The 12475-nt window shown below is 45.6% G+C and carries 9 protein-coding genes; 2 read left to right on the forward strand and 7 right to left on the reverse strand.

The window, feature by feature from the left end:
* Positions 1 to 457: 457 nt before the first annotated feature.
* The 7 genes from NIAKO_RS17975 to rhaT all read right to left on the reverse strand — a co-directional run bounded on the left by NIAKO_RS17975 (position 458) and on the right by rhaT (position 10574).
* Complete coding sequence (locus tag NIAKO_RS17975; RefSeq protein ID WP_014219866.1) at positions 458 to 1792, reverse strand: rhamnogalacturonan acetylesterase; 1335 nt, start codon at positions 1790 to 1792, stop codon at positions 458 to 460.
* A gap of 84 nt (positions 1793 to 1876) precedes the next feature.
* Complete coding sequence (locus tag NIAKO_RS17980) at positions 1877 to 3220, reverse strand: glycoside hydrolase family 88/105 protein (RefSeq protein WP_014219867.1); 1344 nt, start codon at positions 3218 to 3220, stop codon at positions 1877 to 1879.
* A gap of 736 nt (positions 3221 to 3956) precedes the next feature.
* A complete protein-coding gene (locus NIAKO_RS17985) occupies positions 3957 to 5345 on the reverse strand; it encodes an FGGY-family carbohydrate kinase (RefSeq protein ID WP_014219869.1) in 1389 nt (462 codons plus the stop codon).
* A 114-nt stretch (positions 5346 to 5459) separates the two neighbouring features.
* On the reverse strand, positions 5460 to 6734 hold the full coding sequence (locus NIAKO_RS17990; protein WP_014219870.1) for a sugar isomerase: 1275 nt from the start codon (positions 6732 to 6734) through the stop codon (positions 5460 to 5462).
* Between the two features lie 165 nt (positions 6735 to 6899).
* The gene (gene rhaM / locus NIAKO_RS17995) at positions 6900 to 7214 is read right to left on the reverse strand and encodes an L-rhamnose mutarotase (protein ID WP_014219871.1); all 315 of its coding nucleotides are present in this window, start codon (positions 7212 to 7214) and stop codon (positions 6900 to 6902) included.
* 109 nt (positions 7215 to 7323) lie between these two features.
* The gene (locus NIAKO_RS18000; RefSeq protein WP_014219872.1) at positions 7324 to 9447 is read right to left on the reverse strand and encodes a bifunctional rhamnulose-1-phosphate aldolase/short-chain dehydrogenase; all 2124 of its coding nucleotides are present in this window, start codon (positions 9445 to 9447) and stop codon (positions 7324 to 7326) included.
* A 32-nt stretch (positions 9448 to 9479) separates the two neighbouring features.
* Entirely contained in the window at positions 9480 to 10574 is a 1095-nt protein-coding gene (gene rhaT / locus NIAKO_RS18005; protein ID WP_014219873.1) for an L-rhamnose/proton symporter RhaT, read from the reverse strand.
* Between the two features lie 213 nt (positions 10575 to 10787).
* Between rhaT and NIAKO_RS18010 the strand changes: the two genes are divergently transcribed.
* Complete coding sequence (locus tag NIAKO_RS18010; RefSeq protein WP_014219875.1) at positions 10788 to 11819, forward strand: GntR family transcriptional regulator; 1032 nt, start codon at positions 10788 to 10790, stop codon at positions 11817 to 11819.
* A 110-nt stretch (positions 11820 to 11929) separates the two neighbouring features.
* Positions 11930 to 12460, forward strand: coding sequence for a type II RES/Xre toxin-antitoxin system antitoxin (gene parS, locus NIAKO_RS18015; RefSeq protein ID WP_014219876.1), 531 nt, complete (start codon positions 11930 to 11932; stop codon positions 12458 to 12460).
* Positions 12461 to 12475 lie beyond the last annotated feature (15 nt).

Consider the following 12475-nt stretch of genomic DNA (forward strand, 5'->3'; position numbering starts at 1 on the left):
GCCTTATAAGATATTGAATGGGTTTTGATTTAGGGAAAACGATAATAGTTATCCATTATTATATAATAGAAAAACCAGCACCCGTAAAAACACGGATATGTTCGTCGTAATAATACCAGGGAGTTAGATAGTGAACTGATTCACAAGGCGAGACAAGGTAATGATAAAATGGTTAATGGTCAATGGTTAGGGGCAATTATTTGAGGGCAGAGATGAAAACCGCTGTAAGCTATAAGCTGCAAGCAAATACAGGCTGAAAGCTGCAAGCTGCAAGTAAATACACGCTGAAAGCCGAAAGCCTAAAGGTAAAAGCAATTACAGGTCTGGTTATAGCTTTAGCCTTTCACCTTTTCGCTTTTACCCATTTTCTTTACTTCCTCATTTTTCTGTTTTTAATTTTTAATTTCTGTATTTCACTTCAATATTGGACATTCAATATTCAACATTCAATATTGTCCTAGTTCCCATCTGGCTTCTCGGCCGTAACTGCGGCGCTTAAGGGCCAGTAGAATTTTGCTACCGGGTCCGGATGCGCCGGGTCGAAGGCGATCTTTTCTTTTATCAAATATTTCGCAATGGGCAGGTTGGCCGCCACTATGCCTTTTACTATACAACGCGCCAGTTCATACGCGCCATAAGGGTTGAAATGCGTATTATCCGCCAATGCTGTTTCCTGGTTGGGAAAGGTGTTGGCGGGATAATGTACAAATGCTTTCAGCGACCCTTCCACTCCCCAGGCTTCGTACAGGGTTTTACTCATAGCATTCAGATCGTTGAGCGCTACTTTTTCTTCTGCCGCCGTTTGGCGCATAGCTTCGGGATAATCGCCCAGGGTATTGATGATGTGCCCGCTTGAATCGAAATTGCGGCGATGCATAGAGGTAACCAGTACCGGCGTCATGCCTCTTTTGCGTGCCTCCCCTATCCATTCTTTTATGGTTTGTTTATACGTGGTAAACGGATCGAGGTGATTGCCGCCCGGCTTCTGATCATTATGGGTGAACTCTATAAAGAGATAATCTCCTGGTTTGGCCATGCTCCAGATTTTCTCCAGCCGTCGCTCATGCATAAATGCTTTCATAGTTTCACCCGATTCGGCATAATTGGCAATAGCCACATTACCGGGTTCAAAAAACCGGGGGATCATTTGTCCCCACGCGGCCCAGGGTTCGCGGTCCTGGTCAACTACGGTACTATTGCCGGCCAGAAAAACCGTGGTGGCTTTTTTATTTGGGGTTATTTCTACCGCACATACTTTTGGCAATGAATCGTTGAATTCCAGCGTAAGCAGGTTGTCCCAATGGCGATACCCGAACTCGCGCGATTTCAATCTTACTTTACCGGTCTCTTTTTGTTGTGCATCACGGATGATGCTGTCCTTCACATGCACGGTAATTATTTTGGTTACCTGCTTTCCATTTCCGGTACGAATGTTTTCCAGCATCAACCGCCGGTTCTCCACACGCACGGTAGTGGCTGAAGTTCCTTTGGCATCACCCAACACCAGCTTTACATCATAATTGCCATCGGGTAATTGTACCGAAAAATAAAAGGGTTTATTGCTGGTGATATAATCACCGGTTAACGCATTGCCACCGCGGTCAATGACTTCCACAGCAGATCCGGCTTCAAAGCCATAACCTTTTTCTTTTGAAAAAATGCTGTTTGGCGTTATAGCAATATAACTATTAGCGGCCTTATCGGTACCGAAGTCAAATTTAAAACTGGTTGTTTGGGAAAATGTATTTACAAAAGTCGCGCTCAATAATAATGTGAGTCCTATCAGTTTCATATGTAGCAGGTTCGTAAGTTCTCAGGTTATTGGGTTATTAAGTTCTTAACCTATGAACCTAATAACTTACTAACCTAATAACGGTTATTTTACGTATTGTAATGAACTGTCGTTTATCTTAAATGCATCTCCCTTTATCAATCGCAACATTTCTGCACCGGCTAACAATACAGGTCCATAGCCGTGAGCGGCGTACACATTTACCGGGCGATGATAATAGAATGCAGGATCGAATCCCATGCCCGTGCCAACACAAACACCTTCTACCTGCCCTTTGTCATTTACCTTGGTGGTAACGGCGTTCCAGGCCAGCATGGCCATGGGCGCAAAGGCTTTTGCGTTCAGCCAGCCTTTGTTACAGGCATGGGCAATGCAGTAAGCGTAAATGGCAGTAGCCGAGGTTTCCAGGTACGAATCTTCGCGGTTCAGCAATTGATGCCAGAACCCGGAACCTGATTGATACGACGCCAGGCCTTTTGCATGCGCCTGTAATTGCTGCAATACAAACGGGCGACCGGGATGATTGGCCGGTAACACATCCAACAATTCAACCATAGCCATAATAGCCCAGCCATTGGCGCGGCCCCAGTAAAACATGGGGTGCGGGTTCATTTCCTGTACCCAGCCATGCATGTACAAACCTCTTTCTTTATCGAACATGCGCCGGGTAAATTGTTTTATCTGTTTTACCGCATCATCAAAATAACTTGTTTTACCCGTGAGCGCGCCCATTTGGGCCAGCGCGGGTATGCCCATATACAGGTCATCTAACCACAAGGTATTTTTCTGTGGACGGTTGCGGGCCAGCGTCCCATCGGGCAAACGAAATTCTTTTGTGCTGATGTAATTGATGTAATTATCAATCTGCGGACGCAGATCATTGTTCAGTCCACTGCGGGTAGCCTTGATCATAGCAGCGCATACGGCGCCGGCATCATCCAGGGCATGTGGGTCTACAGGTTGGCGAAAAACATAATTGCCTTTTAAGGTACCATCGGCCACTTTCTTTTTTATGGCAGGCACCCACTTGGCAATAAACGACAGGCGTTGTTTTACATAATCGCTGTATTTGGTATCGCCGCTGGTTTCGGCCGCCAGCAGCATGCCACTGTAAGTTACCCCCCATTCGTAAGCAGTGAGCCGGAAATCACCGGGTTTTATACCATAGGCCGTATCAAATTGAGAGGCATCGGTTACCACCTGCCCTGTTTGCCGGTTTATCATTTGCGCCGGGGTAACAGCATCCAGGTACGTAAATACTTTATCCAACACCTTTTTTATGTCGGTCTCGCTCATGGCGCCATATGGAACGGGGTAATCGGGTTGTAACAGGTGCAGTGGCGAATTAACGTCGTTACCGGGTTTTACCTGGGAAAAAATTTGGGATGCTGTCAGTAATGCGATTAATGTGAAATTTATCTTCTTCATATGGCCCTCTTGGTTCGTTAGTTATTTGGTTCATAAGTAATTTAGTTCTCCATAAAGAACCTGCAACCTAATGTTATACAACTTACGAACTCATGAACTTATAAACTAAAAAACTAATTACAATCCTGTTCTATCCTGTTGTTTTTCAATAAAAAAACCGCTTCCGTAGAAACGGAGCGGTATTTCTCAATTGTTAAAACATAGATCACAACTGTATGATCTAGCGAGATTCGCTTATATAGAAAGCAATGCGATTAATGACATTGGTCAATTTTTGTGAAACAGTAAAAAGTATTGGCACTGCCCGATCGGGCATAACCCTGCGGCTTGGCACACACAGAAAACAGGAATAAAATAGTCCGGGAGAAAAATTTCTTTTTCATATGTCTATGGCTGTCAATGGCAGCCCTAAGCAAGTACTTATCAGAAGGGAAGAATTAGCAATCGTTTATCACCAGTACAGGTTTAGGGATATACTTTAGGTTTAGCATGCTAACATAATCAAGAAATTCCACAAAAGTAAATCGACCGGCTACTTTTTGGTAAGTGTGCTGTTTTAGGGTGAAAGCGTGTTAAATTCAGGGATAAATGTGCTGTCTCCGGGTTTACGCCGGTATTGCCGTTGACTTTGTTAGGACTTTGTTCGGATTCTCTTCGGAAATGTTCGGGTCGCCATAGGGCGGGTCCGAGCTTACCTGCCAAAGAACTGAGAACCTGAAACATTGAACATTCAACTTTAAACTTTAGATAGCGAATAGGCTTTTAATTCAATGAGATCTGAAGATGGATTGGTTTTGTTCCAGGCTGAATGTACGGCTAATGCGGCACCCATGGCCGATGCCTGGGCCATAGAAGCAGCATACACCTCGTGTTTAGGAAATGCATTGGCCAGTAAATTCATGTACAAGGGGTTCTTGCTGAAACCGCCATCCACAAAGATCTTTTTAACCGGACTGTTATGCAATACCAGGTTCAGCGAGGCCACCTGTTGCGTCATAAGATCGGCCATAAACCGGTGATAGGCGGCTTCGTAACTGGCAAAGCTGTTGAGATCGCGGGCGCCAAATGCACTCTCCTGCACCATGGCAGACTTTGCAGCCTTGCTATCGGTTCCGGCCCCGGCGGTTATCGCGTCACCAGATAACAGCTCGGGATTAAATGCAACAGTTTTATAATAACCGGGGGATACATTGAAATGGGCGGCCAGCCGTTTTGTTTGCTGCTCGTGTTCATACCCCGCAAACAGACGCGATGCCTTGATGGGTTTGCCCCGGTATTCCATATAACACAAACAGTCCTGCTGCAGCTCTTCATACGTTAACCGGGTTTGGTTGAACGGGTTCAATGCAATGCACCAGGTACCGGTTGATAACAATACAAACGGTTCGGTAAAGTGAAAAAGGTAAGGGATCAGCGCGGCAGAACTATCGTGCAGGCCTACCCCGGTCAACAGGGCCTGGCCCTGAAACTGGGAGTGCATCAACTGGTCGCTCGGGAAAATGTTCGCCAGTTTTTCGTTGATGGCCTCGCGGTAGATCCATTCGTGGTAATGATTCTGTGGAAAGTTCCATAAACCGGTATGACAGCCAATGCTGGTGATATCGCTGTACGCACGGCCGGTTACCAGGAAGCTCATGTATTGCGGTAAATGCAAGGAGTAGTGAATGCGTTCGAATAGCTCGGGTTTGGTGTATTTCAGGCGGTATAACTGCATGCCTGAATTGAGGTTACCCAACACCGGTGAAGCGGTATAAATGGAGAAAGTTATTTCGCCGCCATATTTCTGGTAGAACCCTTCCTGCAGCCCGGCAGGATACGGTTTCAGGTAATTGTACAATGGGGCCGCTGCTTTTCCTTCTTTATCAATATGAACAAAGCTGGCGCCATAAGTACTGAAGTTCAGGGCACGCACCTGGAAGCGTGCATCGTTAAACACATCCTGTAAACAGGCCCGCACCCAGTTGGTAAGGGCAGTCAGGTCCTCACAGGCATCTCCATCTTCATCGGTTATTTCTGCAAACTGTTCGCTTTTCTCCAGTACTATGTTGTACTGCTCATCAAACAGGAATAACTTTTTATTGGTTTTTCCAATATCGAAAATCGCTATAACAGGAATTCTACTCATTAGGCGGCAATTTCACTCACTTGTTCGTTCGGTAATTCAGTGGGGCGGTTACCGGGTACCGGTTACCAGTTCTCCCGCAAAGCGGGATAACTGGCAACTGGTAACTGGCTACTTTTATAATCCGGTAGCTACAGTCTTTTGACCGCGCTCTTTTATTAAGTTCTCTCTTACTTTCAGGTTACGGTACAACTGTAATGGTTGTAAGGCTGCGCCGGCACGCAGGCGGGCTTCTGCTACCAGGGCGCGTACATCGGTACGGTAAGCCTGTTGCAGAATTTCCTGTGCTTTGGCTACATCACTCACCTCCTGGGCAGCCTGTAATGTTTTGGTATCAACCAGCAACGCCTGTGCATAAGCGATCTTGATGGCTTCTATTGATTGCAGCAGGTCTTCCAGCGGATCTTTTACGTTGTGCGATGCATCGATCATCCAACCCAGGTCGGTAGCATGTTGCATACCGCGGGCATCCATACCTTCTACCAGTTCATTAAAGATCAGGAACAGCTGGTAAGGATTGATGCTGCCTACGGTGAGGTCATCATCGCCGTATTTTGAATCGTTGAAGTGGAAACCACCCAGTTTGCCTTCGCTCAGCAGCAGGGCAACGATCTGCTCAATGTTGGCATTGGGCAAATGGTGGCCAAGATCAACCAGCGTATACGCTTTGGGGCCCAGTTTGCTGGCATACAGGAGTGATTGGCCCCAGTCGCCTACCGTCATTGAGTAGAAGTTGGGTTCAAATGCTTTGTATTCAACAAACATTTTAAAGTTATCGGGCAGCGCTACATAAATTTCGTGCAGGCTTTCGAGCGTGCGTTGAAATGCCTTGCGGAAGTTCAACTGGCCGGGGAAGCAGCTGCCATCAGATAACCAAACCGTGATAGAGTCTGAGCCCAGTTCTACTCCGTGTTTTATTACTTCAATATTATGATCGATGGCCTGTTTGCGGGTTGCTTTATCTACGTGTTGCAGGGAGCCGAATTTGTAGCTGAGCTTTTGATCGGGCTGATCCTGGAAAGTGTTGGAGTTTACCGCATCGAAGCGTAAACCATGCTGGGCAGCCAGGGCTTTTATAGCTTTGGCGTCTTTTGGAATATCCCAGGGAATGTGCAGGGAAATAGCACCGCCACTCTTGTTGAGTGAGTGCAATAAACCCACGTCTTCGATCTTTTCTTCAATGGTGCGGGGTTCGCCACCACCTGAGAAACGGCCAAAACGGGTACCGCCGGTACCTAATGCCCAGCTGGGAATGGCAATCTGAAAGTCGACCAGTTTTTTAAGAATACCTTCTAAACCGGCAACACCTTCGGCGGCAAATTCAAAGCGGCGTTTATGATCTTTAAGGAGGCTATTATTGTGCTCGTCTATTTTATACTTATCGATCTGCATACGCAATCGTTTTTAAGATGTGTGATTGAAAATATGAATCATTTGTACATTTAAGATACTTAGGTGATTTCTGATTTTTAGATTTAGTGATTTTGAGATCTGTTTTGAACCAGGCATCGCGGCAAATCTCAAAATCCCGAAATTCCGAAATCTCAAAATTTCTTCCTACGGAAGATAAAACACCTCTTTTAACGGAACACTTACAGGTGAATTATCTCTATTACTTTCCATAATATCTTTCATGTATGCCCACCATTTTTGCATAACGGGGTGAGCAGGTAGGTTGTCCAATGCAGCGGGGTCTGTTACGTTTAAAACGCCAAACAGGCTGTTGGTAGTTTCATCCAGAAAGATCGAATATTCGCTGATGCCGGTTGCATGCAACAACTCCTTTAGTTCGGGCCACAAAGCATCGTGACGTTTTTTGTACTCGGCTTCCTGTCCCTTGAATAAATTCATTTTGATGGCAACGCGTGGCATAAGCAATGTTTGAATATCGAATGTTGAATATCAAATGTTGAATGTCGAAGTCGAAGACCTGAAATCGCTTCAATTTCCGGTCTTCGACTTCCGACTTCAATGCTCTTTTTTATCTTACGAAGGCAGTAGCAACGCCACCGTCTACATTTATCACATTACCGGTTGATTTGTTCAACAAACCACCTGTAACTGCGAAGCAGGCATTGGCGATGTCTTCGGGTAAAATGATCTCGTTGAGCAAAGTGCGTTTGGCATAGTAACCTGGTAATTCGGCTACTGTAATGCCATAAGCTTTGGCGCGGCCTTCAGCCCATGCACCTTCCCAGATCTTGCTGTCGCTGATTACCGCATCGGGGTTCACTACGTTCACCCGGATGTGATCTTTTCCTAATTCAGCGGCGTTCAAACGGCTCAGGTGTAACTGAGCAGCTTTGGCAGAACCATACCCAGCGTTGTTGGGGCCGCTCATAAGGGCGTTCTTGCTCACGATGTTGATCACATCGCCGCCGATAGCCTGTTTGCGCATTACCTCAACACCAGCCTGGGTTACAAAGAACTGTCCTTTTACCAGTACATCATACAGGATGTCCCAGTCTTTTTCGGTATGCTCTTCAATTGGTTTTGAAATTGACAACCCGGCGCAGTTTACCACAATGTCCAAACCACCGAACGCGAGGGCAGCTGCATCGCAGGCGCCTTTGATATCGCTGGCTTTGGTTACATCCAGTACAACGGCAGCGAACACGTCTTTACCGTATTGTTTGCTGAAGTCTTCTTTTGCACCTTCGAGGCGGGTAGCATCGTTATCGTTGATGACAACGCAGGCGCCTTCGTCGGCAAATTTCTTGGCTATAGCTTTCCCTATTCCACCTGCACTTCCGGTTACCAGTGCAATGCGGCCGCTTAAAGCTTTTGGCTTGGGCATACGTTGCAATTTGGCTTCCTCCAGTAACCAGTACTCGATGTTAAAAGCTTCCTGACGGGGTAACGAAGTATATGAGGAGATGGCTTCTGCACCACGCATTACATTAATGGCGTTGACGTAGAACTCCGCTGCCACACGGGCAGTTTGTTTGTCTTTTGAGAAGGTAAACATACCTACTCCGGGGTACAGGATCACTACCGGATTAGGGTCGCGCATGGCCGGGCTGTTTGGATGTTTGCAGGTGTTGTAATAATCTGCATACATAGCGCGGTACGCTTCAAACTGAGGAGTCAGTTTTTCCTTGATCTTGTTTACGTCGCTCAGGTCTTCACCAGGTGTGAGGTTCAACACCAGCGGACTGATCTTCGTACGCAGGAAGTGGTCGGGGCAGCTGGTACCCATGGGCGCCAGGCGGTCCAGATCGTTAGAGTTGATGAAGTTCAACACTCTTTCGTCGTCGGTGAAGTGACCCACCATTTTCTGGTAGCTGCTGGTGAAACCACGTAATACAGGCGCCAGTGCAGCGGCTTGTGAAGTACGTTGTTCTTTTGGCAGTGACTGAATTTTAGCGCCACCGAAAACAGCTTTTTGTTTGCTTACGTTTTCTTCAATGTATTCGGCGCAACGCTCAATTACCTCCAGGGTGTTGATGTAGCTTTCGTAAGCTGTATCGCCCCAGGTAAACAAACCATGCGAACCGAGCATGATGCCACGGATGCCGGGGTTTTCTTCCAGGCACTTTGCGAGCTTCAACCCAAGGTCGAAACCAGGACGTTGCCATTCAACCCAACCTATTGTACCATTGAATAATTCCTGTGTTATCTTTTTTCCATCTTTCGCAGCAGCGATGGCGATGGCTGCATCGGGATGCAGGTGATCGATGTGTTTGAAAGGAAGGAAACCATGCAGCGGGGTATCGATAGAAGGGGCTTTTGAAGCCAGGTCGAAAATGCAATGGTTGAACAGTTCTACCATTTCATCTTCATGCTCAATACCGCGATAAACATTTTTCAGGCTGCGTAAACGTTCAACATATAAAGCCGCCAAACCGCTTTTCTTCATAGTACCCAGGTCGCCGCCTGAGCCTTTGATCCACATCACTTCGGTTTCTTTACCGGTAAGAGGATCTTTTGCAATGGCTTTACAGGAGGTATTGCCACCGCCGTAGTTTGTAAGACGCAAATCGGCGCCCAGCAAATTACTCCGGTAAATTAACAATGCTACTTCATCGCCTTGCAGGGCGGCCGCTTTGGCATCGTCCCACAAATAGCTTACATGCTTAAACTTTACTGCACTTGTTGCTGACATAGTTCTGTTCTTTAATTTATACTTTATATATTTTACTTCAGCGAGTTACCATACCCTACCAATATTACGGAAGCAATGATGGTAATAATGCCGATAATAACCGTTGTTTTAGTTTTCTTACTTACGCCGGCCCATTCTTTCAGGATCAGTCCCCACGCATTGGCTGTTAAGATGATGAAGGCCATGTGCAGGATCCAGCCGCTGGCGCCATTGCCCAATTTGCTTTCGCCCATTCCATAGAAAAAGAATTGCAGGAACCAGGTTGTACCCGCCAGTGCCGAGAATATATAATTCGCCTTTAGCGGTGTTTTATTATTGGTATAATCGCCGAAGGTTTTGTTGCGGGCATTCAGAATCATACACCAGATAAAATTAGTTGTTAACCCGCCCCACAAGATCACTACATACACCACATTATTTGCATACAGAAAATCCTTTGGATCTGCTCCGGGGTGACCAGTTTCCCATACTTTCATCGCAGCAGCCGCCATTGAATGACCGGCTTCCAGTCCGAAACTGAAACAGGCACTCAACACACCTGAAATGATGGCCACTGTTAAACCGAGACCGAACTTATATTCTGTTTTTACCACAGCGCCGTGCGGATCGGTTCCGCCCTTTACCAGTTCTTTATCTTTACGGACCCCGGCCTTGCCACAAATTATAATGCCCAGTACACAAACGGCCAATCCTAATAAAACGAATCGTCCCCACGAAGTACCAACCAGCATACTAAAGGTGTCTTTGCCACCCTCGGGAAACATATCATAATAAACAGAGGGAATAAGAGCGCCGAACACCATACACAGTCCCAGGATGATACTGCTACCCAGTGAAACACCCAGGTACCGCACGCCCAGGCCATAAGTCAACCCGCCAATACCCCACAGAATACCAAATAAGAACGTATAGCCTATAACACTACCACCAGCCAGACTAATAAATTGAGAAAAGTGGGGTATAGTAAGCCAGGCAGCTAACGGGGGCACTATCAACCACGAAAACAAACCGCCCACGATCCAATAACTTTCCCATGCCCAACCCTTTACTTTTTTGTAGGGTATATAAAAACTTCCGCTTGCAAATCCTCCTAAAAAGTGGAATATAACACCAAGAATGACATTCATTTATAGCAATTTTTCAATATGGCCAGCCTATGCCGGATTAAAAAGGTGAAAGTATAAGATACCGATTATTAGTCCATCATGGCCCATCATGGTCTTTTTTCATCAAAAACCTGCTCATATTTAGCTTTTTAACTAAGTTTGGGAGGATTAATAAAAGATTGATGGTTTGTTTGTTGCGGTACCGTTGTACCCGGATCATCTGACGAGGTTATCATGAAAAAAGATTCCATATTTCAGCATTTATTTATCGATTACTACTCTGCCACGCCTAAGTATCTGCAGCTTGCCAACTCCATTATAAAAGCTATTGGTGAGGGTAAGATCCAGAAAGACGAGCTACTGCCTTCGATCAACGAACTGAGTTTTGAATTTGAGATCTCCAGGGATACGGCGGAGAAAGGCTACAAACACCTTAAGAAAATTGGCATACTGGGTTCGGTGCCGGGTAAAGGGTACTTTGTAAAAAACACCGAGGTGGGACAGCACCTGAAGATATTTCTTCTTTTCAACAAACTGAGCCCGCATAAAAAAATTATTTACGATGCCTTTGTGGCTTCGCTAGGCGAAATGGCCTCTGTTGATTTTTATATTTACAACAATGACTTTGCCTTTTTTAAACGGCTTATTCAAAATAAAAAGAACGACTACAGCCATTACGTGATCATCCCGCATTTTTTAGACGGCGGCGAAAACGCGGCCGAGATCATCAACACCCTGCCCAAGGAAAAACTGATATTGATGGACAAGCTGCTGCCGGGGGTTGAAGGCACCTTCGGCGCGGTATATGAGAATTTTGAAAAAGATATTTATGATGCGCTGGAACAATCGCTGGAATCACTGAGTAAGTATCATACCATCAAGATCATTTTCCCCGAATACACCTATCACCCGGTTGAAATTTTAAAAGGCTTTTACCGGTTCTGCCAGCAATATGCTTTCAATTACAAAGTGGTGCATGATATAGCCAACGAGCCCATCAAGGAAGGCGAGGTATTTATTAACCTGATGGAAAACGACCTGGTAATTTTAATTGAAAAAATACTGGCCACCAAATTGAAGGTAGGCAAGCATGTGGGCGTTATATCGTACAACGAAACCCCGCTCAAAAAGATCATCCTCAATGGCATTACCACCATCTCTACAGATTTTCAAATGATGGGAGAAAAAACCGCCCAGCTGATCCTTGACCAGAGTACCGAACACATTGAAATTCCTTTTTACCTTACACAACGGCTGTCACTATAACGAACAGACTAACGGCGGGAGTTGTTTTTGATCAATAAATGGGAAGAATGAGGTTTGGATGTGGAGGCTTTGAGGGAAAAATGTAAATTTGGGTAAATACCATTAACCTTATGAATGAGTATCAAAAACCTCATGAATCCGCCAATATTATTGGTAAAGAAGTTGATAATGCCTATGTTCAAACAGGCATTACAAAAACACCCGAACCAGCAACAGCCCCTCCCCGCTCCTCAGCAAAGAAACGGGAACCATCAGCCCTTCAATTTGATTCACTCCCTTCACAGTACAAAATTGGTTTAGTAAAAAATGGCATCAGTAAAAAGCAACTGGAAGCCATTAAATCCGAAACCAACTTTAATTACAGCACCTTAAGTAATTTATTGTCCATTTCCCGTACTACTATTATTACCAAGAAGGGCAATGACCGGTTCGATCCCGCCACCAGTGAACGCATTATGCGCTTAGCAGATCTGCTTTGTTATGGGCGCGAAGTGTTTGAAAACCGGGAGGTCTTCAACATATGGATTAGAATACCAAGCAATGGCCTGGGTGGCAAATCGCCCCTTGAACTATTAGATACGCTGTACGGGATGGAAGAAGTAAAAAAAGAATTAGGCAGGATAGAATACGGCGTATACTAAAGCTACTATACTCGT

The sequence above is a fragment of the Niastella koreensis GR20-10 genome, assembly GCF_000246855.1.
GTDB lineage: Bacteria > Bacteroidota > Bacteroidia > Chitinophagales > Chitinophagaceae > Niastella > Niastella koreensis.

Excerpts from the sequence above, each read along its gene's own strand:
- NIAKO_RS17975 (WP_014219866.1), bottom strand. The coding sequence starts at position 1,792 with ATGAAACTGATAGGACTCACATTATTATTGAGCGCGACTTTTGTAAAT.
- NIAKO_RS17980 (WP_014219867.1), bottom strand. The coding sequence starts at position 3,220 with ATGAAGAAGATAAATTTCACATTAATCGCATTACTGACAGCATCCCAA.
- NIAKO_RS17985 (WP_014219869.1), bottom strand. The coding sequence starts at position 5,345 with ATGAGTAGAATTCCTGTTATAGCGATTTTCGATATTGGAAAAACCAAT.
- NIAKO_RS17990 (WP_014219870.1), bottom strand. The coding sequence starts at position 6,734 with ATGCAGATCGATAAGTATAAAATAGACGAGCACAATAATAGCCTCCTT.
- rhaM (WP_014219871.1), bottom strand. The coding sequence starts at position 7,214 with ATGCCACGCGTTGCCATCAAAATGAATTTATTCAAGGGACAGGAAGCC.
- NIAKO_RS18000 (WP_014219872.1), bottom strand. The coding sequence starts at position 9,447 with ATGTCAGCAACAAGTGCAGTAAAGTTTAAGCATGTAAGCTATTTGTGG.
- rhaT (WP_014219873.1), bottom strand. The coding sequence starts at position 10,574 with ATGAATGTCATTCTTGGTGTTATATTCCACTTTTTAGGAGGATTTGCA.
- NIAKO_RS18010 (WP_014219875.1), top strand. The coding sequence starts at position 10,788 with ATGAAAAAAGATTCCATATTTCAGCATTTATTTATCGATTACTACTCT.
- parS (WP_014219876.1), top strand. The coding sequence starts at position 11,930 with ATGAATGAGTATCAAAAACCTCATGAATCCGCCAATATTATTGGTAAA.